The organism is uncultured Bacteroides sp., from assembly GCF_905207245.1.
Lineage (GTDB): Bacteria > Bacteroidota > Bacteroidia > Bacteroidales > Bacteroidaceae > Bacteroides.
The window spans coordinates 127,465-153,959 of sequence record NZ_CAJLKP010000003.1; the positions used below are offsets into that span (position 1 = coordinate 127,465).

The 26,495-nt window shown below is 47.3% G+C and carries 17 protein-coding genes, 1 tRNA gene and 1 pseudogene; 14 read left to right on the forward strand and 5 right to left on the reverse strand.

What is annotated here, in order from left to right:
• The first annotated feature begins 2 nt into the window (after positions 1-2).
• The 9 genes from QZ135_RS02020 (at position 3) to QZ135_RS02060 (ending at position 13,385) form a co-directional block, all read left to right on the forward strand.
• A complete protein-coding gene (locus tag QZ135_RS02020; RefSeq protein WP_294605482.1) occupies positions 3-935 on the forward strand; it encodes a DUF4922 domain-containing protein in 933 nt (310 codons plus the stop codon).
• A 79-nt stretch (positions 936-1,014) separates the two neighbouring features.
• The gene (locus tag QZ135_RS02025; protein WP_294605484.1) at positions 1,015-2,400 is read left to right on the forward strand and encodes a SpoIID/LytB domain-containing protein; all 1,386 of its coding nucleotides are present in this window, start codon (positions 1,015-1,017) and stop codon (positions 2,398-2,400) included.
• Positions 2,401-2,428: 28 nt separating this feature from the next.
• Positions 2,429-3,751 carry an MFS transporter gene (locus QZ135_RS02030; RefSeq protein ID WP_294605486.1) on the forward strand — a complete coding sequence of 441 codons (1,323 nt, stop codon included), beginning with the start codon at positions 2,429-2,431 and terminating at the stop codon, positions 3,749-3,751.
• Positions 3,752-3,806: 55 nt separating this feature from the next.
• Entirely contained in the window at positions 3,807-5,039 is a 1,233-nt protein-coding gene (locus QZ135_RS02035) for a DUF1343 domain-containing protein (RefSeq protein ID WP_294605488.1), read from the forward strand.
• Between the two features lie 169 nt (positions 5,040-5,208).
• Entirely contained in the window at positions 5,209-8,277 is a 3,069-nt protein-coding gene (locus tag QZ135_RS02040; protein ID WP_294605490.1) for an FAD-binding and (Fe-S)-binding domain-containing protein, read from the forward strand.
• A 51-nt stretch (positions 8,278-8,328) separates the two neighbouring features.
• A complete protein-coding gene (locus tag QZ135_RS02045; protein ID WP_294605492.1) occupies positions 8,329-9,516 on the forward strand; it encodes a heparan-alpha-glucosaminide N-acetyltransferase domain-containing protein in 1,188 nt (395 codons plus the stop codon).
• A gap of 49 nt (positions 9,517-9,565) precedes the next feature.
• Complete coding sequence (locus tag QZ135_RS02050) at positions 9,566-10,417, forward strand: ATPase (RefSeq protein ID WP_294605494.1); 852 nt, start codon at positions 9,566-9,568, stop codon at positions 10,415-10,417.
• 23 nt (positions 10,418-10,440) lie between these two features.
• Positions 10,441-11,256, forward strand: a complete 816-nt coding sequence (murQ, locus tag QZ135_RS02055) for an N-acetylmuramic acid 6-phosphate etherase (RefSeq protein WP_009129560.1) — start codon at positions 10,441-10,443, stop codon at positions 11,254-11,256.
• Between the two features lie 269 nt (positions 11,257-11,525).
• Positions 11,526-13,385: a serine hydrolase gene (locus QZ135_RS02060; RefSeq protein WP_294605495.1), complete on the forward strand. Its 1,860-nt coding sequence runs from the start codon at positions 11,526-11,528 to the stop codon at positions 13,383-13,385.
• A 127-nt stretch (positions 13,386-13,512) separates the two neighbouring features.
• On the opposite strand, the gene QZ135_RS02065 is transcribed toward QZ135_RS02060, so the two are convergent.
• The 4 genes and pseudogenes from QZ135_RS02065 to QZ135_RS02080 all read right to left on the reverse strand — a co-directional run bounded on the left by QZ135_RS02065 (position 13,513) and on the right by QZ135_RS02080 (position 16,698).
• A complete protein-coding gene (locus tag QZ135_RS02065) occupies positions 13,513-14,133 on the reverse strand; it encodes an FKBP-type peptidyl-prolyl cis-trans isomerase (RefSeq protein WP_294605496.1) in 621 nt (206 codons plus the stop codon).
• A gap of 21 nt (positions 14,134-14,154) precedes the next feature.
• Positions 14,155-15,696 carry a glycine--tRNA ligase gene (locus QZ135_RS02070; RefSeq protein WP_294605497.1) on the reverse strand — a complete coding sequence of 514 codons (1,542 nt, stop codon included), beginning with the start codon at positions 15,694-15,696 and terminating at the stop codon, positions 14,155-14,157.
• A gap of 102 nt (positions 15,697-15,798) precedes the next feature.
• A pseudogene (locus tag QZ135_RS02075) lies at positions 15,799-16,274 on the reverse strand (ABC transporter ATP-binding protein); the annotation flags it as partial.
• Positions 16,275-16,323: 49 nt separating this feature from the next.
• On the reverse strand, positions 16,324-16,698 hold the full coding sequence (locus tag QZ135_RS02080) for a hypothetical protein (protein ID WP_294605498.1): 375 nt from the start codon (positions 16,696-16,698) through the stop codon (positions 16,324-16,326).
• Between the two features lie 166 nt (positions 16,699-16,864).
• Between QZ135_RS02080 and QZ135_RS02085 the strand changes: the two genes are divergently transcribed.
• From QZ135_RS02085 to QZ135_RS02100, 4 genes are all read left to right on the forward strand, one after another.
• Positions 16,865-19,543, forward strand: a complete 2,679-nt coding sequence (locus QZ135_RS02085) for a DNA gyrase/topoisomerase IV subunit A (protein ID WP_294605499.1) — start codon at positions 16,865-16,867, stop codon at positions 19,541-19,543.
• 40 nt (positions 19,544-19,583) lie between these two features.
• Positions 19,584-20,447, forward strand: coding sequence for a DUF3316 domain-containing protein (locus tag QZ135_RS02090; protein WP_294605500.1), 864 nt, complete (start codon positions 19,584-19,586; stop codon positions 20,445-20,447).
• A 24-nt stretch (positions 20,448-20,471) separates the two neighbouring features.
• The gene (locus tag QZ135_RS02095) at positions 20,472-21,497 is read left to right on the forward strand and encodes a S41 family peptidase (protein WP_294605518.1); all 1,026 of its coding nucleotides are present in this window, start codon (positions 20,472-20,474) and stop codon (positions 21,495-21,497) included.
• A gap of 75 nt (positions 21,498-21,572) precedes the next feature.
• Positions 21,573-21,654 (forward strand) — tRNA-Leu (locus QZ135_RS02100).
• Between the two features lie 52 nt (positions 21,655-21,706).
• On the opposite strand, the gene QZ135_RS02105 is transcribed toward QZ135_RS02100, so the two are convergent.
• Entirely contained in the window at positions 21,707-23,026 is a 1,320-nt protein-coding gene (locus QZ135_RS02105; RefSeq protein WP_294605501.1) for an ATP-binding protein, read from the reverse strand.
• Between the two features lie 397 nt (positions 23,027-23,423).
• Here QZ135_RS02105 and QZ135_RS02110 point away from each other — a divergent pair, with 397 nt between their 5' ends.
• Complete coding sequence (locus QZ135_RS02110; RefSeq protein WP_294605502.1) at positions 23,424-26,462, forward strand: TonB-dependent receptor; 3,039 nt, start codon at positions 23,424-23,426, stop codon at positions 26,460-26,462.
• The last annotated feature ends 33 nt before the right edge of the window (positions 26,463-26,495 follow it).

Sequence of the window (26,495 nt, forward strand, 5' to 3'; positions counted from 1 at the left end):
TTATGAACCAGACGATAAACGATCTCCTGACCAGCCAACTTGACACTTGGGAAACGGCGCATAACAACTATGCCGCCCTTAGCGGTGTGCAAGTGAAGGAACTGGACGTAAACGGTATCCCCTACAAGGTACAGTTCAACCCTGCACGCATCGTTTCTTCAAGAGCAAAAGTAGACGCCAAGTCCATCAAGGAGCGTAAATGCTTCCTATGTCCTGCCAATTTGCCTCCGGTACAGAAAGGCATCCCGTTCGAAGGACACTACAATGTTCTGGTCAATCCGTTCCCCATCTTTCCCCGCCACTTGACGATACCGGAAGTGGCACACGTAGACCAGCGAATAGCTGTCCGTTTCAATGATATGCTGGCATTGGCGCAGGCGCTGACAGATTACACGATATTTTATAACGGTCCTAAATGCGGTGCATCCGCTCCCGACCATGCACACTTCCAGGCCGGCAACAAGGGCTTCATGCCCATTGAAAAGGACTGGCGCGGACAAGTGGCGGGTAAAGTAGTGGATTACGGCGAAGCCACCCTCTGGTATCTGAACGATGCACCACGAACCACGCTTGTCATCGAGTCTGCCAATAAAAAACATGCTGCTGCGCTGTTCGATATCATTTATCATTCACTGGACATCAAACCGGAAGATGATGAACCGATGATGAACGTATTGGCATGGTATGAAGACGGGAAATGGATAGTATGTGTATTCCCGCGTGAAAAGCATCGTCCGGCTTGTTATACGGCTGAGGGAGAGGCAAACTTATTAAGCAGCCCCGCTTCCGTTGATCTTGGTGGAGTATTTATCACTCCGGTGGAAAAGGATTTTCTGAAGATAACAGCCGAAGATGTGGTACAAATTCTGAGTGAGGTATGTCTTTCTGCCGATGATTTCCACCGGGTACGGCAACGCATCAAGGAGAAAATATAGTTAACAAGACCTCAGTTAACAAGTTGACAAGGCACTGTCCTTGTATCTTGTTAACTTGTCAACTAAAATACGATTATATATGAAAGAGCCCAAAGTACACGTAGGCATATTGTTCGAACCGCAGATAGAGTTTATCCTGCTGAATCCATACCGCATCAACGGCATGGAAATCAGCGGTAAACAAGTGGTGACCTACAACGAAGGCAAGATACTGTGGAACGGACGCCTTTATGAAGAACTCCTGTTCGAACCGGTGAACGAAGCTACCGATGCCTTTGAATTGCTGGATGTCACCATCGGTATCAATTTCCACTGGGAACGCAAGGAAGACCAGCGTTTCCTGGGTGCCCTAAAGATTATCGTAGAAGATAATAAGCTGACAGGTATCAACGTCATCCACGTGGAAGACTACCTGACAAGCGTAATCTCCAGTGAAATGAGTGCAACAGCTTCGCTGGAATTACTAAAAGCCCATGCAGTCATTTCGCGCAGTTGGTTGCTGGCAAACATGCAGACCAATCAAGGTCCCCACAACACTGTAGAAGCGAATAATGATTCGCCCGCGTGCACAGAGGAATTCATCAAATGGTATGAGCGCGATGCCCATACCCGCTTCGATGTTTGTGCCGACGATCATTGTCAACGTTACCAGGGCATTACCCGCGCTTCCACTGAAATCGTAAAGCAAGCCATTGCCGCCACCCGTGGACAACTTCTGACGTTCGACGGCAAGATATGCGATGCCCGCTTCTCCAAATGCTGCGGCGGTGCATTCGAAGAGTTTCAGTATTGCTGGGAAAATGTGAAGTATCCCTATCTCACCAAACAACGCGACAGGATAGCTACGAGCTACGAGCTACAAGCTACAAGTGCTATGCAAAATGATAGCGCAGCACTGGTAGATGGTAGCCCGTCACTCGTAGCCGATCTGACAAATGAACAGGAAGCTGAAACGTGGATTCGCACCTCACCGCCAGCCTTCTGCAACACCACAGACAAGAAAGTCCTCTCCCAGGTACTGAATAACTACGACCAGGAGACTACCGACTTCTATCGTTGGCGAGTGGAATACACCCAGGATGAATTATCCGCCCTGATACTGAAACGCTCCGGCGTGGACTACGGGCAAATCATCGACCTCATCCCTGTAGCCCGTGGTACCTCCGGCCGTCTCTGGAAACTGAAAATCGTAGGGACTAAGAAAACGCTTACCATCGGCAAGGAGCTGGAAATACGTCGCACATTGTCTACTTCACACCTGTACAGTTCCGCATTTGTTGTAGATAAAGAAGATATCAGCAAAGAAGGCATCCCGGGACGCTTCATCCTCACCGGAGCCGGCTGGGGACACGGCGTAGGTCTTTGCCAGATAGGAGCTGCCGTTATGGGTGAACAAGGCTATAAGTATGACGCGATACTGCTGCACTACTACATCGGTGCAAGTATCGACAAACTATATGAATAATCTAACAAAACAATAACCTATTAATATCATGAACAGTACAAAAAGAATATCACCGTGGGCATGGGTACCTACCTTATACTTTGCACAAGGCATCCCCTACTTCATTGTCAATAACATCTCGGTACTGATGTTTGCCAAGATGGGCGTTCCCAATGGAGAGATGGCCTTGTTTACGAGTTTGCTGTATCTACCCTGGACCATCAAGCCCTTCTGGAGCCCGTTCATCGACATCATCAAGACCAAGCGATGGTGGATTGTCTCCATGCAAATCCTGATGTCGATAGCATTCATTCTGTTGACACTGTCCATTCCGAAACCGGATGAAGCAATGATAGCAGCCGGAACAACTCCCATCAGTATGTTCACTATTACATTGTTTCTTTTCATCATTACGGCATTCGCCTCCGCCACACACGATATTGCCGCCGACGGCTTCTATATGCTGGCATTGAAGCAGAGCGACCAGGCGGCATTCGTCGGCATCCGAAGCACTTTCTATCGCCTTGCATCCATCTTCGGGCAAGGAGTGCTCGTAGCCATTGCCGGTGCCATCGAGCTGAAGTACAAAAACATCCCACTGTCGTGGACTATCACGATGCTGGTTACAGCCGTCATCTTCAGTCTGGTGACTTTCTATCACCTCTTTGCAATACCCAAGCCTGCTACCGACAAGTCCGTCCTGACACCGGGCACAGCCAGCGCAAAAGCCATATTCAAAGAATTCGGGCGCACATTTGCCACCTACTTCACTAAATCCGGAGTATGGCTGGCCATCGCCTTTATGCTGCTCTACCGCTTGCCCGAAGCATTCCTCATCAAGATGTGTATGCCTTTCCTGGTAGCTTCCAAAGAAGCGGGAGGCCTGGAACTTTCCACGGCGGAAGTAGGTATTGTATACGGCACTATCGGAGTGATATTCCTCACCGTAGGCGGTATTCTGGGCGGATTGTTTGCATCGCGCATCGGACTGAAGAAATCCATCTGGTGGATGGCAGCATGCATGACGTTGCCTTGCCTGACATTCGTCTATCTCGCCATCATCCAACCCGACAATCTGTTTGCCATCTCCACAGCCATTGCCATCGAGCAGTTCGGCTATGGATTCGGCTTCACTGCTTATATGCTCTACATGATGTACTTCTCCGAAGGTGAGTTCAAAACGTCGCACTATGCCATCTGCACTGCTTTCATGGCCTTGAGTATGATGATTCCGGGCATGTTTGCAGGTTACCTTCAGGAAGCAGTCGGCTACATCAACTTCTTCTGGATAGTAATTGTCTGCTGTGCCGCCACCATCGTGGTTACAGTGTTTGCCGATAGGAAGATTGACCCGGCATACGGGAAGAAGTGATAAGTAATAAGCGGTAAGTGATAAGCAAGAAATTATAAATTACAAATCATAAATCATGAAAAAGTATATTCTCCTCTGTGTCCTCTGCGTCCTCTGTGGTGCAATGAAGGCGCAAAAGATTAAGATAAAGACCGGCATTGAAGTACTGAAAGAACAAAACTTCAAGTGTCTGGAAGGCAAACGCGTAGGTCTGATTACCAACCCTACCGGAGTGGATAACCAGATGAAATCCACCATCGACATCTTGCACGAAGCCCCCAATGTGAACCTGGTAGCCCTCTACGGACCGGAACATGGCGTACGCGGCGACGTGCATGCAGGCGACCATGTGACGGACATCAAGGATGCCAACACCGGGCTCCCCGTATATTCCCTTTACGGCAAAACCCGCAAGGCTACACCGGAAATGCTGAAAGACATTGACGTATTGGTATACGACATCCAGGATATAGGTTGCCGTTCATTCACCTATATCAGCACGATGGGACTGGCTATGGAGGCTGCTGCCGAAAATGGTAAAGAATTCATCGTTCTGGACCGCCCCAATCCCGTAGGCGGATTGAAGATAGAAGGCAATCTTGTAGAAGACAATTGCATTTCTTTTGTCAGCCAGTTTAAAATTCCGTACCTTTACGGGCTCACTTGCGGCGAACTGGCACTGATGCTGAACGGAGAGAAAATGATGAAAGCACAATGCAACCTGCACGTTGTGAAGATGAAAGGCTGGAAACGCAAGATGGACTATGTGCAGACAGGCCTGCAGTGGGTACCCTCTTCCCCGCACATCCCGCATCCGCACTCGGCGATATTCTATCCCGTAAGCGGTATTTTGGGTGAGTTGGGATATATGTCTATCGGTGTAGGTTATACCATACCGTTCCAGATGTTCGCCGTCCAGTGGGTGGAGGCTGAAAAACTGGCGCGGAACCTGAACGCATTGAACGTGCCGGGTGTTATATTCAGGCCGATGTACCTGAAACCTTTCTACTCTGTAGGAAAAGGCGAATTGTTGCAAGGCGTACAGGTACATATCATGGATGTGCAGAAAGCACCGTTGAGCGACATCCAGTTCCTGGTGATGCAAGAGATAGCAGCACTCTATCCTGACCGCGCCGTATTTGACCATGCCGACAAGGGACGTTTCCGGATGTTCGACATGGTGAGTGGTTCGGAGGAGATACGCAAGCGGTTCTCACAGCGCAACCGTTGGGAAGATGTACGCGATTATTGGTATAAGGATGCAGAAGACTTCCGCAAGCTGTCGAAGCAATACTACTTATACAAATAACAGGACAAGAAAGATGTAGTACCGAAAAAGGATAGGATTGAACCCTATTCAGTCGTATAGTCAATAGGGTTCAGTCGTATACTTAATGGGGTTCGGTCGTATACTCATTTCATCCCCTTCCACAGTATATTCTGGCAGGGGACAAAGGAAAGTTAAATTAATATACAATATGGCAAAGAGCAACTACATGGCCTTTCTGCACGATGCCTCCCAGGTCATCCCGCAAGAAAGGATATATACCGACGAACTGCGCCGGTTGGCATGGGGAACGGATGCGGGTTTCTACCGTCTCATTCCTCAAATCGTGATTCGTTCCAACAGCGAAGGAGAAATCTCCGACCTGTTGAGATTGGCAAACCGCTACGGCTTGCCTGTGACGTTTCGTGCCGCAGGAACCAGCTTGTCCGGTCAAGCCATTAGTGACTCTATCCTGATAGTAGCCGGAAAACACTGGGAAAAGTACAGCATCTCTCCCGACCACGAACAGATTACGCTGCAACCGGGCATCATCGGTCAGCGGGTCAATGAGATTCTCGCACCCTACGGGCGCAAGTTTGCTCCGGACCCCGCCTCAGTGCAATCGGCCATGGTGGGCGGCATCGTCATGAACAACGCCTCGGGCATGAACTGCGGCACACATGCCAACAGTGACAAAGTGTTGCTTTCCGCCCGCATCGTACTGGCTGACGGCACCATATTGGACACAGGGGATGACATCTCCCGTGCCTCCTTCGAAGCCACACATACCGATTTCCTCAACCGCATTTGCGAACTGCGTGATGAGATACGTGCCAACGAAGAACTCTCGGCACGCATCCGATACAAATATTCCATCAAGAACGTAACCGGACTGAACCTGCTGCCGTTCGTCCGCTTCGACGACCCGTTCGATATAATCGCCCATCTGATGGTGGGGTCGGAAGGTACGCTTGCATTCCTCTCGCAAGTCACCATGCGCACAGAGTACGACTATCCGCACAAGGCAAGTGCAATGCTCTACTTCAAGAGTATAAAAGATGCCTGCCGGGCTGTAGTAGCGATGAAAGAACTTCATTCTAATGAAGAAGTAAGAATGAAGAATGAAGAATTAGGCTGCGCAATTACGCCGCAAGGTAATTCTTCATTCTTCATACCTCATTCTTCATTGATTGTGAAGGGTGCCGAATTGCTGGACTATAAGAGTCTTTCTTCTGTAGACGACCCCATATATATAAAGTATAAGCAAGAGGTCTCCGACCCCTCTGGGCTCACCGCTGTGCTGACCGAGACCAAAGCCCGCACCCGTGAAGAACTGGAACAAAACATATCGGCTATCGAAGCATGTCTGGGAGCTTTCAGCACCTACGTCCCCGTACACTTCACCGACCGTCCGGAAGAATATTCCAAGTATTGGGCTATCCGCTCGGGCATATTCCCCTCCGTAGGTGGCACGCGCCAGCCGGGAACTACCTGTCTCATCGAAGACGTAGCTTTCCACATCGAAGACCTGCCCGAAGCTACCGCCGACTTGCAGCAACTCATCGCCCGCCACGGCTATGATGATGCCTGCATCTATGGCCATGCCTTGGAAGGAAACTATCACTTCATCCTCAACCAGTCCTTCAGTACCGATGCCGAAGTGAAGCGGTATGAAGAATTGATGAATGACGTAAAATCACTGGTAGTCGATAAATACGACGGTTCGCTGAAAGCCGAACATGGAACCGGGCGTAATATGGCCCCCTTTGTGAAATATGAATGGGGGGAAGCAGCCTTTGAGGCTATGAAGGCTGTGAAGCAGTTGTTCGACCCGAAATGCCTACTCAATCCGGGTGTCATCTTCAATGATGACCCGCAATGTCATATCAAGAATTTCAAGCCGCTACCGCTGTTACGAGCTACGAGCTACGAGCTACAAACTACGAGTACTATGCAGGATGATAGCGCAGCACTTGTAGCTGGTAGCTCGTCACTCGTAGCTCTTTCAGCTGACAAGTGCATCGAATGCGGTTTCTGCGAGGTGAATTGTTTATCTTGCGGCTTTACCCTGTCTTCCCGCCAGCGTATCGTATTACAACGGGAAATATCGCGTCTGAAACAAAGCGGAGAAAATCAGGAACGTCTGGCATTACTCGAAAAGCAATATCGCTATCCGGGCAACCAGACCTGTGCAGGAGATGGTCTTTGTTCCATGTCCTGCCCGATGAATATCAATACAGGCGACCTGACTCATATCATCCGTCAGGAATTACTGCCGAAAGGCAGTCTCGGATATAAAGCAGGCGATTTCGTTGCCAATCATTTCGCAGGTGTGAAAAGTGCGTTACGCCCTGTGCTGTCATTAGCTAATTTCGGACATTCCGTATTAGGAACAAAAGCCATGAGCAGCATCACGAAAGGTATGCATAATGTATTGGGAATACCTTTGTGGACGCCTGCCATGCCAAAAAGCTATAAAGTTACAAGCTACGAGCTACAAGCTACGAGTGCTATGCAGAATGACAGCGCAGCACTTGTAGCTGGTAGCTCGTCACTCGTAGCTGATAAAGTAGTTTATTTCCCCAGTTGCATCAACCAAACCATGGGCCTCCCTAAGCGCTCCCCTGTAGAGCAACCTCTGGTCAACAAGATGATTTCCCTCCTCCAAAAAGGCGGTTATGAAGTTATCTTCCCCAAAGATATGGACAAGCTCTGTTGCGGTACCATCTGGGAAAGCAAAGGCATGCTCGACATCGCCGACCGTAAAGCCGCCGAACTTGAAGCCTCCCTTTGGGAAGCCAGTGAGCAAGGCAAATACCCTGTGCTTTGCGACCAAAGTCCCTGCCTGCACCGCATGCGCGAAACCATCAAAAAGATGAGACTCTATGAACCCGCCGAGTTCATCTACACCTTTCTGCGAGACCGTCTGGTCTTCACTCAGACCGACCGCCCCGTAGCCCTGCACATCACCTGTTCCATGCGCAAGATGGGACTGGCAGACACCATCATCTCTCTGGCCAAGCTTTGCTCCACACATGTCATCATTCCCGAAGAAGTGGGTTGCTGTGGCTTTGCCGGTGACCGTGGCTTCACCCATCCCGAATTGAACTCATATGCTCTGCGCAAGCTCCGTCCGCAGATAGAAGCCTCCGGTGTTGCCATCGGTTACTCCAACAGCCGTACCTGCGAAATAGGGCTGACGACTAACTCCGGCATTCCTTACGTCTCCATTGCCTACCTTGTAGACCAATGCACGAAGAAAGCGGAAAACAAAGAATAACCCCATTACCAACAGATAATCGATAACTAATAACTTAACACACTTATTATCATGAGCAGTCAAACAAAAACCAACAAACGCATTCTTGCCCTCGACATCCTTCGCGGTGTCACCATCGCGGGCATGATAATGGTAAACAACCCCGGCACCTGGGGACATATATATGCCCCTCTGCGCCATGCTGAATGGAACGGTCTCACCCCAACCGACCTTGTCTTCCCCTTCTTCATGTTCATTATGGGTATCTCCACCTATATCTCCTTGAAGAAGTACAACTTCGAGTTCAGCCACGCCGCCGCCATGAAGATACTGAAACGTACTATTATCATCTTCCTCATCGGCCTTGCCATCGGCTGGTTCTCCAAGTTCTGTTACTACTGGACGAACCCCAGTGAAGGTATCGGCTTCGGCGCCCAACTCTGGGAAGCTGTATGGACATTCGACCGCATCCGCATTCTGGGTGTCATGCAACGCCTCGCTTTATGCTACGGCGCCACCGCCATCATTGCCCTGACCATGAAGCACCGGCATATCCCCTACCTTATTGCCACCTTGCTGATAGGTTATTTTATCTTGCTGATGTGCGGCAACGGCTTCGCCTATAACGAAACCAACATACTCTCCATAGTGGACCGTGCCATCCTCACCCCCGCCCACATGTACAAAGATAACGGCATCGACCCCGAAGGACTTTTAAGCACCATTCCTTCCATCGCCCACGTATTACTGGGCTTCTGCGTAGGCCGGATGATGCTGGACGGCAACAAGGCACAAAGCCGTGAGGAGTTGCTCAATTCGCATCTCATCAAGTTATTCCTGATAGGCACCATCCTTACCTTTGCAGGCTTCCTGCTGAGCTACGGCTGCCCCATCAACAAGAAAATCTGGTCTCCTACTTTCGTCCTCACCACTTGCGGACTGGCCTCCAGCTTCCTTGCACTACTCATCTGGATCATCGACGTGAAAGGATATAAGAAATGGTGCACCTTCTTCGAAGCTTTCGGCGTCAACCCGCTATTCATGTATGTTCTGGGCGGAGTGCTCGGCATCCTGTTTGGCAGCATCAGGTTCCCCTGGGGTGAAGCCAGCATCAGCATACACGGATTCTTATATAAGATAGTACTTATGCCCGTATTTGGTGAAACCGGCGGCTCACTGGCTTACGCATTGCTCTTCGTAGCCATCAACTGGTGCATCGGCTATCAATTGTATAAACGGAAAATATACATCAAGATATAAGAAGGAGTAGCGGAGTTACCAACATAGTAAACAACTAAAATTGAACGATATGATATTAATAGCAGACAGTGGCTCTACAAAAACCGATTGGTGCGTTGTAGAGAATGGTAAACTCATCCAGCAGATTTTCACGAAAGGTACCAATCCTTTCTTTCAGTCGGAAGAGGAAATCAGTAATGAAATTGCGACAGCGCTGCTGCCCCAGTTAACAACTAATGCCTTCGACGCTGTGTACTTTTATGGCGCCGGCTGTGGCTTCCCCGACAAAATTGCAATGGTGCACCGTGCCATCACCCGGCATATCCGGGTATCCGGCGACGAAGTAGAAGTGAATACAGACATGCTTGCCGCCGCCCGCGGACTTTGCGGACATGAACCGGGCATAGCCTGCATCATGGGCACAGGTTCCAACTCGTGTTATTATGACGGCAAACATATAGGAGCCAATGTTTCTCCCCTGGGTTTTATCCTCGGTGACGAAGGTAGTGGCGCCTGTCTGGGCAAATTGCTGGTAGGCGACATTCTAAAGAACCAGATGACGCCGGAACTGAAAGAGAAGTTTCTCAAGCAGTTCAATCTGGAACCGGGGGACATCATCGACCGTGTATACCGCAAGCCGTTCCCCAATCGTTTCCTTGCAAGCCTATCCCCCTTCCTTGCACAGAATCTGGACGAACCTTGTGTGCGCATGCTTGTACTGAATAGCTTCAAGGCTTTCCTGAAAAGAAATGTCATGCAGTATGACTATGAACATAGCAAAGTGCATTTCATCGGTTCCGTAGCATTCCATTACAAAGAAGTGCTTGCCGAAGCAGCACAAGAAATGGGCATTCAATTGGGCACCATCCTCAAAAGTCCGATGGAAGGCCTGATTAAATATCACAGCACAATTGACAATTAAAAATTAAAAATTAAATCATCATCATGGCATTCATAAAGATATCAGAGCAACCTTCGCTCTACAACGACTTAGAGAAGAAATCTGTCCGCGAAATATTAGAGGACATCAACACAGAAGACCAGAAAGTGGCATTGGCTGTACAGAAAGCTATTCCGCAGATTGAGAAACTGGTAAACCTGATCGTTCCGCGCATGAAACAGGGTGGACGCATCTTCTATATGGGCGCCGGCACCAGCGGACGCCTGGGAGTATTGGACGCATCGGAGATACCACCTACATTCGGTATGCCACCGACTCTTGTTATCGGACTGATAGCAGGTGGTGACACCGCCTTGCGCAACCCGGTGGAAAATGCGGAAGACGACACTCGCCGAGGTTGGGAAGAACTCATTGAGCGTAACATTACCGACAAAGACACCGTCATCGGTATTGCAGCATCCGGCACCACTCCCTACGTGATTGGCGCCATGCAGAAAGCTCGTGAGCACGGCATTCTCACAGGGTGCATCACCAGTAACCCCGACTCGCCAATGGCGGCCGAAGCAGATGTGCCTATCGAAATGGTAGTCGGTCCGGAATATGTGACAGGGAGTTCACGCATGAAATCGGGTACAGGACAGAAGATGATACTGAACATGATTACCACTTCCGTCATGATACAACTGGGCCGTGTGAAAGGCAACAAAATGGTGAATATGCAATTGAGCAATCAAAAGTTAGTGGACCGTGGCACACGCATGATTGTAGAAGAACTTGGTCTGGACTATGGTAAGGCGAAAGCACTGCTGCTGATGCACGGCTCGGTGAAGAAGGCGGTAGATGCCTACAGAGGAAAATGAATCCTAAAAAGATAACTTAAAGAAGTAACTTAAAGAAAACTGTTTAAAGAAGTAACTTAATTCTCCTCCTCCTGGGAGGAGGAGTACCCGTAGGGGGAGGTGGTAGGTAAACAATAAAATACCTATTAATCATAAAATAAGGAATTCTTTTCTCGCCTACCACCCCACCCTTCGGGTACCCCTCCTCCGACTGGAGGAGGGGAATGAAGTTAGTCTTCCAAATCATTCAATATCATTAACTCTCTGATTCATTGATAACACCCAATATTATGAAACTAATCCCCTCCTTCCTTTTCCTTGCATTGCTTGCCCTGCAAGCCAATGCACAAACCTTGCAACGTGTTGCCCCCGAACAAGTCGGCATGGATTCCCGTCATTTGATGTATGCTGATGAAGCTATAGAAACCGCCATCGCCAATAAGGACATTCCCGGTGCCGTACTAGCCGTGGTACGCAACGGAAAAATGGCTTACCTCAAAGCATATGGTAACAAGTGTGTGTATCCCAACACCGAGCCTATGACCGTAAACACCATTTTCGATATGGCCTCATGCAGCAAATCCATGTCCACCGCCATCTGTACCCACATCCTGGCAGAACGTGGAAAGCTCCGCCTCCTGGACCCCGTCAGCCTTTACATTCCCGGCTTCAAGAATTGGGTAAGCGAAGATGGAAAAGATAAAAAAGTCATCCGCATCGCCGACCTGTTGACGCATACTTCCGGTCTTCCTCCTTATGCTCCGACATCCGAGTTGGAAAAGCAATACAGTTCCCCCAATCCCGATGGATTAATAGAATACATTGCCAACTGCCGCCGCGACTTCAAGCCTCAGACCGACTTTCAATACAGTTGCCTCAACTACATCACCCTGCAACGTATCATCGAAACCGTTAGCGGACAGTCCTTGCGTGACTTCGCCCGCGAAAATCTATTTGATGTTCTGGGTATGAACCATACCGATTACCTGCCCTGCAAACGTGATAAAGATGGGAAATGGATAAATACAGCAGATGCCCATTGGGCCTCCTCTACCAATGGAGACTGGCATAGCCCCATCGCCCCCACCGAGAAGCAACCCGACGGCAGTGTCCTCTGCGGACAAGTACACGACCCGCTAGCCCGCATCATGAATGGTGGCATCTCCGGTAATGCCGGCGTATTCTCCTGTGCCGAAGACATCGCACTCCTCTGTGCCGCCCTGCAAAACGGCGGAGAGTGGAACGGACACCGTATCCTCAGCCCGCTGGGTGTGAAAGCCCTAAGTACCGTTCCCCGTGCCACCGCCTCATTAGGCCGCACTTTAGGTTGGGACAATTTCACTGCTTATGCTTCCAACAACGGAGATTACTTCGGTCCTAACACCTACGGTCATACCGGATATACCGGCACATCCATCGTAATAGACCCGGACAATGACACTTCGGTTATCCTGCTCATCAACGCCGTGCATCCCGAGGACGGACACAGCGTAGTACGCCTGCGTTCGCTGGTATCCAATGCCGTGGCTGCATCCATCTACCCCATCCCACGTATCTATACGGAGCATTATTACAAGCGTTTCCTCCAATTCATGGATGAACCCACCATCACTTCCAAAGACATCGTTATGGTAGGCAACAGCCTTACAGAAGGTGGTGGTGACTGGAACGCCCGCCTCAACAAAAAGAATATCCGCAACCGTGGAATTATCGGCGATGAAGTGATGGGCATCTACGACCGTCTGCATCAGATACTCCCGGGACATCCCGCAAAGCTTTTCCTCCTTGCCGGTGTCAACGACATTTCACACGACCTCACTACCGACAGCATTGTCAACATGATACGTATGACCATAGAGCGTATCCAGCGTGAATCTCCCGACACAAAACTCTATCTGCAAAGTCTCCTGCCTTTCAATGAAAGTTTCGGGCGATACAAGAGACTTGCCGGAAAAACCGATATGGTTCCCGAAATCAATGCACAACTGGAAGCTTTAGCCAAAGAACACAAGATTACATTCATCAACCTCTTCCCTCTATTCACGGAGAAAGGGACGAATGTACTGCGCACTGAGTTGACCAGTGACGGATTGCATCTGAATGAAGAAGGATATAAGATTTGGGTGAAGGCGTTAAAGAAGAAAATGTGATAATTCTGATTAGCTTTCAAACATAATGAAACACATTTTCAATTGAAAAGAGTATTCCTAAAAGAAAAAAGAGGTTATTGCCAGTAAGCAATAACCTCTCATTATATAAGAATTACTAAAAACTAATTTATTCTACACCCACCAATATCACATCAAAAGCTAATAAGGAGTATCCCGGAACACTTCCAGAGCCACCAGAGCCATATGCTGAATCCCATGGAATATAAACCATCCAACGCTCACCAGTATGCATATACTGCGGGAATTGTTTCCATCCAGTAGTGTATGAAGCCAAGTTAAATGTAACTGGCGAATCAAAATCTGTTGGTTCGTTCTTTGGCGGGTTAGGGATATTTTGATCTATTGCACTATAACCGGTAAAAGTACCATCAAACTTAGTGCCATTAATTAGTGTACCATAATATTGGACGCTAATTGGCTCTAAATATAGCGGACGCTGCCCAGACATATCTTTCACAAGTTTTTTGCAATATATGTATTGAGGATGATTATCTGTACTGATAAACTCATTTTTTATATAGAACATCTCACCCACCTGGATCTTCTCCAATTGCTCCAGAGTAACAACATAATTATCTCCTGCAACCACTTTGATTGAATCGATGAATGCCTGATTACGTTCTTGCCAATTCGAATACTTCCCTTCTTCTTCCACCTCTTCACAAGAGATGAACACACCCATGGTGAGCAACAGGAAAGGCAGAAATACTAAGAGTCTTTTTTTCATTCTGATAATTTATTGTATTACTTATTGCAATGTCTTCAGCAATGACGTAAGGCTGACACGGTCTGCAATGATGTTATTCAGTTCAGCAATAGCTACGCGTTCCTGCTGCATCGTATCACGGTTACGCAGTGTCACGCAGTTATCTTCCAGAGTTTGATGGTCAACAGTCACGCAGAACGGAGTACCGATGGCATCCTGACGGCGGTAACGCTTACCGATACTATCTTTTTCATCATACTGGCAGTGGAAGTGGAACTTCAATGAGTCGATGATTTCACGGGCCTTTTCGGGCAGACCGTCTTTCTTTATCAACGGCATCACAGCCAACTTCACGGGAGCAAGCGCAGCAGGTAATTTCAATACGATGCGGCTTTCTCCATTCTCCAGTTGTTCTTCACAATAAGAAGCAGACATGATGCTGAGGAACATACGGTCCACCCCAATAGAAGTCTCAATAACATACGGAGTATAACTTTCATTCGTTTCAGGATCAAAGTATTTAATATTCTTACCGGAGAACTTTTCATGCTGAGATAAGTCGAAGTTCGTACGGCTATGGATACCTTCCACTTCTTTGAAGCCGAAAGGCATCAGGAACTCGATATCTGTAGCAGCATTGGCGTAATGAGCCAATTTATCATGGTCATGATAACGATAATGGTCGTCACCAAAGCCCAGTGCCTTATGCCATTTCAGGCGGATTTCTTTCCACTTCTTGAACCAATCCAGTTCAGTGCCCGGCTTCACGAAGAACTGCATCTCCATCTGCTCGAACTCACGCATGCGGAAGATGAACTGACGGGCAACAATTTCGTTACGGAAAGCCTTACCGATCTGTGCAATACCGAAAGGTATCTTCATACGACCGGTCTTCTGTACATTCAAGTAGTTTACAAAGATACCCTGAGCTGTTTCCGGACGCAGATAAATCTTCATGGCACCATCAGAAGTAGACCCCATTTCAGTAGAGAACATCAGGTTGAACTGACGAACCTCCGTCCAGTTCTTTGTACCGCTGATGGGGCAAACGATTTCTTCATCCAGAATAATCTGGCGAAGCTCATCAAGGTTATTATCATTAAGCGCCTTGGCAAAACGTTCGTGCAAAGCATCACGTTTAGCCTGATGTTCCAATACGCGGCCGTTTGTACTGCGGAACTGTGCTTCGTCAAAAGATTCTCCGAAGCGTTTAGCAGCTTTAGCTACTTCCTTATTGATTTTATCGTCGTACTTAGCCAGTTGGTCTTCAATCAGCACATCGGCACGATAACGTTTTTTAGAGTCACGGTTGTCAATCAATGGGTCATTGAATGCGTCTACGTGTCCGGAAGCCTTCCAGATAGTGGGGTGCATGAAGATAGCGGAGTCGATGCCGACAATGTTTTCGTGCAGCAACACCATACTCTGCCACCAATATTGTTTAATGTTGTTTTTCAGTTCCACACCCATCTGACCGTAGTCATACACTGCTCCCAATCCGTCGTAGATGTCGCTGGAGGGGAATACGAAACCGTATTCCTTACAGTGTGATACGAGTTTCTTAAAAACGTCTTCTTGTGCCATTTTTTTGTTATATCTATTAATTTTAATCCTGTTCTTTATTAAAAAACGCCACAAAGATAGGGATTTATATCATAAGTCGGGCAGGCGGGGTATTAATTTATCTTATCGCAATAAACTCTCGCTCTGCACTTCCGTCACAATCTGCCCGTCGAACAGATTGATAACCCGGTGGGCATACGAAGCATCGTGACGTGAATGGGTCACCATGATAATCGTAGTTCCCTGACGGTTCAGTTCAAGAAGAAGCTCCATGACATCCTTTCCGTTGCGGGAGTCGAGGTTACCGGTCGGCTCATCGGCAAGTATCAACATGGGGTTAATTACTACGGCGCGGGCAATAGCTACACGTTGCTGCTGTCCACCGGATAGCTGGGTGGGAAAGTGCCGGCACGATGGTCTATGCTCATCCGTTTCAGAGTTTCCTCTACCCTGCGTTTACGCTCGGAAGGTTTGATTTTCATGTAAGTAAGCGGCAGTTCAACGTTCTCAAATACATTCATCTCTTCGATAAGGTTGAAACTCTGGAAAACGAAACCTATTTTTCCTTTACGGATATCGGTGCGCTCACTTTCTTTCATCACAGTCCAAAGGCCCCATGAGAGCTACAAGTACATCGGATTCTGGCGTTTAATCTGTACAACTGCTAATTCCTGTTTTTACCCTATCCACACCGCACCCAAGATGCACTTGCTCCGTACATACTCCGTACTTTCTTCGCTCAGAGGTACTCCTAACCGAAGAAAGTACGGAGCAAGTACGTCTCAGATACATTCCGGGTACGGTGCAGGTACCTATTCTGTTTTTAATAATTCTATAGGATTTGCCGTTGCCGTTCTCCAGGTTTTGATAGCTCACCGTTAACAGTGCAACCAATGCGGATATGACACCGGCCATTAGAAATACCCAAGGACTCGGAGACGTTTTTACTACAAAGCCATCCAGCCAATTATACAGGAAGATGTAAGCTATCGGGCAAGCTATCAGAATACCGAACTGCGTCATCCGGAATGCCGGAAAAAAGCCGAATGACAGTATTCATCGCGGCACACACTATCATCCTCCAATAATTAAAAGACCTTCATTTGCAGGATTTACCGAGAAAATTTGTATTTTTGCGTTCGACTGAGAAATACAGTGATTATTCAGAATAGATATTCCCAAAACAGATATGAGCGAAGACTTTGAAGCACCGAAAGACGATTTGGAAAAGGAACTCCCGGCAGGGAGCGAAGGACATTCGGATTATAAACCCGCTGACACGAAGGACGTAAAAGCAAAATACCAGCTTAGCGGTATGTACCAGAATTGGTTTCTGGATTATGCGTCGTATGTTATTCTAGAGCGTGCCGTACCCCACATCAATGATGGTTTGAAGCCTGTGCAGAGACGTATCCTGCACTCCATGAGGCGAATGGAAGATGGGCGCTACAATAAGGTGGCAAACATCGTGGGGCACACTATGCAGTTTCACCCGCACGGTGATGCCTCCATTGGTGATGCACTGGTGCAATTGGGACAAAAAGATTTGCTCATTGATTGCCAGGGAAACTGGGGTAACATACTTACGGGTGACGGCGCCGCCGCTCCCCGTTATATTGAAGCGCGCCTGTCGAAGTTTGCCCTCGATGTAGTGTTCAACCCGAAAACCACCGAATGGAAACTTTCTTATGACGGACGAAACAAAGAACCGGTAACCCAGCCTGTAAAATTCCCTTTGCTATTGGCACAGGGCGTAGAAGGTATTGCGGTAGGTCTTTCATCCAAGATACTTCCCCACAATTTCAATGAACTTTGTGATGCATCCATCAACTATCTGCACGAAGAGGAATTCAAACTCTATCCGGATTTCCAGACGGGCGGCAGCATCGACGTATCCAAATACAACGATGGCGAACGAGGCGGAGCTGTACGCGTACGTGCCAAGATAGAAAAGATTGATAACAAGACGCTTGCCATCAAGGAAATTCCCTATGGTAAGACGGTAGCCAGTGTTTGCGATTCCATCGTGAAAGCAAGCGAGAAAGGCAAAATCAAGATAAAGAAGGTAGAAGACCTGACGTCCGGCAATGTAGAGATACTGGTTCACCTTGCTCCCGGCGTATCTTCGGATAAGACAATCGACGCCTTATATGCCTTTACGGACTGCGAAGTAAGCATATCGCCCAACTGCTGCGTCATCGATGACCAGAAACCGCACTTCCTCACTGTGAGTGATGTGCTGAGAAAATCGGTAGACAATACCTTGGCTCTTCTACGCCGCGAACTGGAGATACGTAAAGACGAGATACTGGAAAGCCTACACTTCGCTTCACTGGAAAAGATATTCATCGAAGAACGCATCTATAAGGACGAGGGATTTGAACAAGCCAAGAACATGGATGCAGCCTGCGAGCACATTGATGAGCGCCTGACACCTTTCTACCCTCTATTCATCCGCGAAGTGACCAAAGAGGATATCCTTAAGCTGATGGAAATAAAGATGGGACGTATCCTCAAGTTCAACTCCGACAGGGCGGAAGAGCTCATTGCCCGCATGAAAACAGATATAGAGGAGATAAACCACCATCTGGCAAACATCATAGAGTACACGGTGGACTGGTATCTGATGTTGAAAAACAAATACGGCAAAAACTTCCCGCGCCGTACGGAGTTGCGCAACTTCGATACTATCGAGGCAAGCAAGGTAGTGGAAGCCAACGAGAAATTATATATCAACCGCGAAGAAGGATTTATCGGCACAGCTTTGAAGAAAGATGAATTCCTCTGCAACTGTTCAAGCCTTGATGATGTCATCATCTTCTTCCGCGACGGACGTTATTTGGTTACTCCCGTATCCGACAAGAAATTCGTTGGAAAGAATATTCTCTATGCCAATGTATTCAAGAAGAACGATAAGCGCACCATATACAATGTGGTTTATCGCGACGGAAAAGAAGGGACACAATACATCAAACGGTTTGCCGTAACAAGTATTATCCGCGACCGCGAATATGATGTGACGCAAGGCACACCCGACTCACGCATCATGTATTTCACCGCCAATCCCAACGGTGAAGCGGAAGTCATCAAGGTGACACTGAAACCCAATCCCCGCGTGCGCCGCATTATTTTTGAAGAAGACTTCAGTGCAGTCAGCATCAAGGGTCGCCAGGCAAGGGGTAATATCCTGACCAAGCTGCCGGTGCATAAGATTGCCCTGAAACAACGCGGTGGCTCCACATTGGGCGGACGCAAAGTATGGTTCGACCGTGATGTGCTTCGCCTCAACTACGACGGACGTGGTGAATATCTGGGAGAATTCCAAAGTGAAGACAGCATCCTGGTGGTACATGACAACGGCGATTTCTACATCACCAACTTCGACCTCAGCAACCATTATGAGCCCAATATCCGCATACTGGAAAAGTTTGACGCGAACAAGATATGGACTGCCGTGCTTTATGATGCGGACCAGCAGAATCTGCCCTACATCAAGCGTTTCTGCATGGAAGCAACCAACCGTAAGCAGAACTATCTGGGAGAAAATAAAAACAGCAGGCTGATTTTATTGACAGACGAATGTTATCCGCGTCTGGAAGTCATATTCGGTGGTCATGACAGTTTCCGTGAGCCGCTAATTATAGAAGCAGACGAATTTATTGCCGTGAAAGGCTTCAAGGCAAAAGGTAAGCGTATTACTACCTTTACACTGGAGACTGTGAATGAACTGGAACCGACACGACAGCCCGAAGCTCCGGAAGAAACGGAGGAACAGGAAGAGGAAGAACCCGAAATCCTGGACCCCGATCATGGCAAGAGCGAAGACGACATCCGGGATGAAATAACGGGGCAGATGAAACTGTTCTAAGTGATTAACGATTAGTGATTAGTGATAAGCAACTATATTAATGAGTTTATATAGAATAGGTATAATAGCCGCATGCCTGCTGTTCGGACCGGGCGGAAGCGTAAAAGCGCAAAGCGTTGAAGAAAGGGCGCTACAGGAACTGAGGGCCGACTCTTCGGCAAGAACACGCTTTGTAACCCGGGCCACCATGTATGGCGTAGGCTATGCCAATGTATTCGACACTTATCTGTCACCACAGGAATACAAGGGTATCGACTTCCGTATTTCCCGTGAAAGCATGCGCATGACCAAGTGGATGAATGGCAATGTATCCTTGCAAAGTTTCTTCCAGGCAGACATTGGTTATACCCATAACCGTGTGGACAATAACAATATGTTCTCCGGGCTGGCCAACTGGAACTACGGATTACATTACAATTTCCCTATTACTCCAAACTTTAAATTACTTGCCGGAGGACTTATTGATCTGAACGGTGGTTTTGTATACAGTCTGCGCAACGGTAACAACCCGGCACAGGCGCGTGCTTACATCAACCTGGATGCATCGGGAATGGCAATATGGGATTTGCGAATTAAGAACTATCCGATTTCTTTGCGTTATCAGATTAACCTGCCTTTCATGGGCGTCATGTTCTCTCCCAATTACGGGCAATCGTACTACGAAATATTTACGCTAGGCAATTGGAACGGAGTGATAAACTTCACTTCCCTGCATAACCAGCCCTCCTTGCGGCAGATGCTAACCGTAGATTTCCCGGTAGGAAGAGCAAAAATGCGCCTTGCCTACCTGTGGGATGCACAGCAATCCAAGGTAAATGACATAAAGACGCATACCTATTCGCATGTGTTCATGGTAGGGTTCGTAAAGGAATTGTTTCTCATTCGCGACAAAAGAAAAAAGTGACTATCGGGAGGAAGTGATAGAATGATGAAAAGAAAAGGAACATATCATATTAAATTAGGGTGGCTTGGAATACTTTTCATGTTGCTGCCTTTACTATCGAGTTGTATCCGGGAAGAAGAGTATAACAATTCCCCGCAAGGCAACTTCGAAGCTTTATGGAAGATTATCGACGAGAAATATTGTTTTCTGGACTACAAACAGGTAGACTGGGATGCAATCCATGATAAATATCAGCCACTCATTACGCCCAATATGCCCAATGACGGGTTATTCCAAGTGCTCGACAGTATGCTGGCAGAACTGAAAGACGGACACGTCAACCTCTACAGTTCCTCAAATATGGCCCGCTACTGGGATTGGTATCTGGATTATCCACGCAATTTCAACGAAGGCATCATCGAGCGGAAATATCTTGGAAAGACTTACCGCATTGCCGGTGGCCTTAAATACAAGATTCTTGAAGATAACATCGGGTATATTTATTATGAGTCATTCTCCGATGGTGTGGGAAACGGCAACCTGGATGAGGCACTCTCCTATCTGGCTCCATGCAACGGATTGATTTTCGACGTACGCAACAATGGTGGAGGAAACCTGACTTATTCTACGCGCATTGCCTCCCGTTTCACAAACGAGAAAGTATTGACGGGATACATTCAGCATAAGACCGGAAAAGGGCACAGTGATTTCTCCGAGCCTGAACCCATTTATCTGGAACCATCCAATAGTATCCGCTGGCAAAAGAAGGTGATGCTTCTCACTAACCGCCATTCATATAGTGCTACGAATGATTTTGTGAATGCCATGCGCTATTTTCCTAATGTCACGCTGGTAGGGGACAAAACCGGTGGCGGATCGGGACTGCCTTTCTCGTCAGAGTTGCCTAATGGTTGGGGAGTGCGTTTCTCTGCCAGCCCACATCTGGATGCCAAGAAGCAACATATCGAATTTGGTATTGACCCGGATGAAAAAGTAGATATGGATGAAAACGATCTTGAAAAGGATGCTATCATTGAACGGGCACGAGAACTCTTAAAAGTTACCCAATAATTACTTTCTGCACCAAAGTGTTTGCTGGAAAGAAAAATCTTTCTATCTTTGCCGACGCTTAACAAAAAAGCCACTGCGGGTGTGGCGTAATTGGCAGCCGCGCCAGACTTAGGATCTGGTGCCGAGAGGCGTGTAGGTTCGAGTCCTATCACCCGCACATAGATTAAAAAAGCCTTCGGAATTAAGTTTTCCGGAGGCTTTTTAAATACCTACATATCTAACAATGAAAGCTTTCCTAAACTACAGTTGTATTTCTTCAACTCTTTTTCTGCCTCCATCAGATTCGCAACTTTCTCTCCCAATACAGTACCACTATATCGGGCTTCATCTTTTTTTATTTCATAAATGGCACCTGTCTTATCCAAATCATTCAATACAATAAGATCTATCTCATTTTCGCCTTTTCGGTTCCAATACATCCCCACATTAGTATATAGACCAGACTGCATAAATTTATCACGGAAGTAGCGCTCCAACATACCTCCTGAAAAAGTATTATAATCTCTACGAATTACATTCTCCACCAACTTCAATGCACCAGATTCTATATACCCTTGATAACGATAAATAAAACGGAACCAGAAAGTAAGAAAATTATCAGCTATGCAGTATCGTACTTGCTTTGAGTTCTCTTTGGCAAAAATAGGACGCTTCTTACTTATCAATGAATAATAGTTTTCCAACTTAGCCAAATAACCACCTATTTCAGCTTTTCCTAAACGATTCTCTATCTCTCCACGAGTATAATCTCCGCCAGCTATGCATTCTAATATAGAAAAATAGATAGAATAATCCGGTCCAAATTCTTCAATCAACAAATTCTTCCCTTCATTCAGAAAAGGAGAATTGGAACGTGTCAACAGACCAATCATTTTATCTTTGGTATATGCCTTATTCGTCATAAACAGGCTAACATACCAAGCTACTCCTCCTGTAAAGGCATAAAGTGCCAGAAGGTCTTCTGGTTGATACGAAGGATTGTGATCGGCTAATATTTCTTTCAGTACTTCTACCTTGAATGGTTTCAGATGTATCATTTGCCCGGCACGAGAAAAGAGGGGTTCTTTCCGGTCTTCAAAAATCTGGTGCATTAACGAATAAATAGAGCCACTGACTATGAGGTTCATTCTCGACATTCCCCTATTCAAGTCCCACTCTCTCTGTATCTCACTGAAAACAGAGGGATTAGTACGCTGAAAGTCTTGAAATTCATCAATAATAAGATTAAAAGGACGTTCACGAGAGATGACAAGTAAATGGTGAAACAGCTTGGCAAAGGATATATAATTACCAATAGGCAATCCTAACTTTCTCTCCGCTTCATCCACAAAGTCTTGGCAGAGCAAGGTTTCCGCTTTACGTGCAACAAAGAAATAAAGAGTCAGACTACCTGCCGTACTTTGCAGTGCCAATTGGGTTTTTCCAATTCGTCTTCGTCCGAATAGGACAGTCATTTGCGACTCTTGCAGAGACGCTTCACGAATATTATCTAATAATTCCTGTTCTTCTTCACGATCATAAAACTTCATAATACACCATTTTTTAGTCAATAAACACACTACATTTTCTATAATTATAGTAATGGACATTACCGTAACAGTTATTACTATAATACAAAGGTATTATTTTTTATGCCTACATCCAAGGATATAAGATATTAATAATGTAGCTTATCATTTGGTTCATTACCGAACGGTTTTGAATTAGTTGACGAGGGGACGAGTTGACAAAGAAACAAGGTTCCATGCGGCATAGAAGCATTGCGCAGCCCCTTGTCCCCTTGTTAACTCGTACCCTTGTTTCCTTCCTTTTTATCAGTAATCCTCCCCGATTGTGTTAAAAAACCAGGATTTAAAAGCCCTTGAAATCTTTTTTCCATTTTCATTGTTCTGATGCAATAAATCATTCACATAAAAATTTAATGCAATGAAGAGAAACCTGAACCCTCCTATGAAGAGAGCCCTAAGGCTTAAAAATCTATTCTTAGCGGTGTGTCTCCTACTGATAGGTACCACTGCTTTTTCTCAGGAACGGACCGTGACCGGTGTCGTTACCGATTCATTCAATGAACCGCTGATAGGTGTATCTATTGTAGTACAAGGCACCAATACCGGCGTAGTAACCGGACTGGATGGTGATTACTCTATCCAAGTACCGGCAGGTGCCACCCTCGATTTCTCATACGTAGGTATGGAGAAACAGAGTATCAAGGTAGGCGACCGGAGCGTTATCAATGTACAACTGAAAGAAGACTCGCAGATGCTTGCCGAAACAGTGGTCATCGGTTACGGTAGTGCCAAGAAGCGTGACCTCACAGGCTCCATCACCAACATCAAGGGCGATGAGATTGCCAATAAGCCTGTAGCCAACCCACTGTCCGCCCTGCAAGGCAAAGTGGCCGGTGTACAAATCATCAACTCCGGAAAGGCAGGAGCCGACCCGGAAATCCGTGTACGCGGCACTAACTCTATCAACGGTTATAAACCGCTGTATGTAGTAGACGGGCTGTTCAATGACAACATCAACTTCCTGAATCCGCAGGATATTGAATCCATGGAAATCCTGAAAGACCCTTCCTCACTCGCCATCTTCGGTGTACGTGGTGCGAACGGTGTTATCATCATCACCACCAAGAAAGCCAAAGAAGGGCAGACGCGCGTAAACATCAACGGTTCGTTCGGCTTCAAGGCTATCACGAATAAGATTGCAATGACGGATGCCGAAGGTTTCAAGTTGTTGTATAACGAACAGTTGAGAAACGAAGGCAACCCGGAATATAATTTTTCGGACTGGACAGGCAATACCAACTGGCAGGACGAAATCTTCCAGACAGGATTTATCACAAACAACAACATCAGCATCAACGGTGCTTCTGAAAAGCACAGCTTCTACCTCGGCGCAGGCTATGCTTACGAACAAGGTAACATCAAGAATGAGAAATACAGTAAAATCACATTGAATATCAGCAACGACTACAAAGTGACGGACAACTTCAAAGTAGGTTTCCAGTTCAACGGCGCGCGTATATTGCCGGCTGATACAAAGAGTGTCGCCACTGCCTTGCGTGCAGCTCCGGTAGCTCCGGTCTACAACGAAGAATATGGATTATATACTTCATTGCCCGGCTTCCAGAAGGCACAGATGAACAACCCGATGGTGGATGTTGCATTGAAAGCCAATACCACGAAGGCGGAAAACTACCGTGGTTCGGGCAACATATACGGTCAATGGGACTTTCTGAAACATTTCCAGTTCAAGGCAATGTTCTCATTGGATTATGCATCGAACAGTACGCGGACCTACACACCGATTATCCAGGTGTATGATGCCAGTGCCGAAGGAGATATAGCCACATTGGGCACCGGGAAGACCGGAGTGAGCCAGGCAAAGGAAACAGAGATGAAGGTACAAAGCGACTATCTGTTGACGTATACCAACTCATGGGGCGATCATAGTCTGACGGCTACAGCCGGCTTCACTACCTACTATAATAAGCTCGAAAATCTGAACGGAGCCCGCACGCAAGGTGTAGGCCTGGTTATTCCGGATAATTCGGATAAATGGTATGTGAGCATCGGCGATGCAGCTACGGCAACCAACGGGAGTACGCAATGGGAACGCTCCACTGTGTCAGTGCTGGCACGTATCCTCTACAATTATAAAGGTAAGTATCTGTTCAACGGTTCCTACCGTCGTGACGGTTCTTCCGCATTTTCTTACACAGGTAATCAGTGGCAGAATTTCTATTCCGTAGGTCTGGGCTGGTTGATGAGCGAGGAAGAATGGATGAAAGGTATCGAGTGGCTGGATATGTTGAAACTGAAAGGTTCATGGGGTACGTTGGGTAATCAGAACCTGGACAGGGCATATCCGGCAGAACCGTTACTGACAAATGCCTATTCCGCCGTATTCGGTACTCCCTCCGCCATCTATCCGGGATATCAGTTGGCATATCTGCCTAACCCGAATCTCCGTTGGGAGAAAGTAGAAGCCTGGGAAGTAGGTGCAGAAGCCAACTTCTTCCGCAACCGCCTGCACTTCGAAGGAGTATACTACAAGAAGAAAACGAAAGATTTGCTGGCAGAAGTACCGGGTATTTCCGGAACAGTGCCGGGCATCGGTAATCTGGGTTCTATCGAGAATCTGGGTGTGGAACTTGCCCTCAGTTGGCGCGACCAGATTGGTGACTGGAACTATAACATCGGAGCCAATCTGACCACTATCAAGAATAAAGTATTGAGCCTCGTGCAGGAAGGTTACTCCATCATAGCTGGGGATAAGAGTCAGAGCTACACAATGGCGGGCTATCCTATCGGATACTTCTACGGCTACAAGGTGGAAGGCGTTTATCAGACCCAGGAAGAGATTGAGCATTCGCCGAAGAACAAACTGGCAACCGTCACTCCGGGCGACCTAAAGTTCAAGGATGTGAACGGTGACGGTGAAATCACTACGGCAGACCGTACGATGATTGGTAATCCTACGCCGGATGTCACTTACGGCATCACGCTCGGAGTAGGTTATAAGAATTGGGAATTGGCTGTGGATATGATGGGACAAGGCGGCAACCAGATTTACCGTACATGGGACAACTACAACTGGAGCCAGTTCAACTTCATGGAGCAACGCATGGATCGTTGGCATGGAGAGGGTACAAGCAACAGCCAGCCGTTGCTAAACACGAAGCATACCATCAACAATATGAACTCTGAATATTATATAGAGGATGGTTCGTTCTTCCGCATCCGTAATGTATCTCTGGCTTACAACTTCGACAAGGCGCTGATTTCTAAAATCGGCATGCAGGCGTTGAAGCTCTACGTGAACATACAGAACCTGAAGACGTGGAAGCATAACACCGGATATACGCCGGAGCTGGGCGGAAGTGCCATAGCTTTCGGAGTGGATGACGGCAGTTATCCGATGCCGGCCATTTATACGTTCGGCTTTAACCTGACTTTTTAGGGGCGTAGCGCCCCGGCAAGGTTTCCTTGCGGC

What these genes read in the sequence shown, in the direction of transcription:
- QZ135_RS02045 (WP_294605492.1), top strand. Translation starts at nt 8,329, where the DNA reads ATGAGCAGTCAAACAAAAACCAACAAACGCATTCTTGCCCTCGACATC.
- QZ135_RS02080 (WP_294605498.1), bottom strand. Translation starts at nt 16,698, where the DNA reads ATGACGCAGTTCGGTATTCTGATAGCTTGCCCGATAGCTTACATCTTC.
- QZ135_RS02040 (WP_294605490.1), top strand. Translation starts at nt 5,209, where the DNA reads ATGGCAAAGAGCAACTACATGGCCTTTCTGCACGATGCCTCCCAGGTC.
- QZ135_RS02035 (WP_294605488.1), top strand. Translation starts at nt 3,807, where the DNA reads ATGAAAAAGTATATTCTCCTCTGTGTCCTCTGCGTCCTCTGTGGTGCA.
- QZ135_RS02025 (WP_294605484.1), top strand. Translation starts at nt 1,015, where the DNA reads ATGAAAGAGCCCAAAGTACACGTAGGCATATTGTTCGAACCGCAGATA.
- murQ (WP_009129560.1), top strand. Translation starts at nt 10,441, where the DNA reads ATGGCATTCATAAAGATATCAGAGCAACCTTCGCTCTACAACGACTTA.
- QZ135_RS02105 (WP_294605501.1), bottom strand. Translation starts at nt 23,026, where the DNA reads ATGAAGTTTTATGATCGTGAAGAAGAACAGGAATTATTAGATAATATT.
- QZ135_RS02110 (WP_294605502.1), top strand. Translation starts at nt 23,424, where the DNA reads ATGAAGAGAAACCTGAACCCTCCTATGAAGAGAGCCCTAAGGCTTAAA.
- QZ135_RS02085 (WP_294605499.1), top strand. Translation starts at nt 16,865, where the DNA reads ATGAGCGAAGACTTTGAAGCACCGAAAGACGATTTGGAAAAGGAACTC.
- QZ135_RS02090 (WP_294605500.1), top strand. Translation starts at nt 19,584, where the DNA reads ATGAGTTTATATAGAATAGGTATAATAGCCGCATGCCTGCTGTTCGGA.
- QZ135_RS02050 (WP_294605494.1), top strand. Translation starts at nt 9,566, where the DNA reads ATGATATTAATAGCAGACAGTGGCTCTACAAAAACCGATTGGTGCGTT.
- QZ135_RS02065 (WP_294605496.1), bottom strand. Translation starts at nt 14,133, where the DNA reads ATGAAAAAAAGACTCTTAGTATTTCTGCCTTTCCTGTTGCTCACCATG.
- QZ135_RS02060 (WP_294605495.1), top strand. Translation starts at nt 11,526, where the DNA reads ATGAAACTAATCCCCTCCTTCCTTTTCCTTGCATTGCTTGCCCTGCAA.
- QZ135_RS02020 (WP_294605482.1), top strand. Translation starts at nt 3, where the DNA reads ATGAACCAGACGATAAACGATCTCCTGACCAGCCAACTTGACACTTGG.
- QZ135_RS02030 (WP_294605486.1), top strand. Translation starts at nt 2,429, where the DNA reads ATGAACAGTACAAAAAGAATATCACCGTGGGCATGGGTACCTACCTTA.
- QZ135_RS02070 (WP_294605497.1), bottom strand. Translation starts at nt 15,696, where the DNA reads ATGGCACAAGAAGACGTTTTTAAGAAACTCGTATCACACTGTAAGGAA.
- QZ135_RS02095 (WP_294605518.1), top strand. Translation starts at nt 20,472, where the DNA reads ATGAAAAGAAAAGGAACATATCATATTAAATTAGGGTGGCTTGGAATA.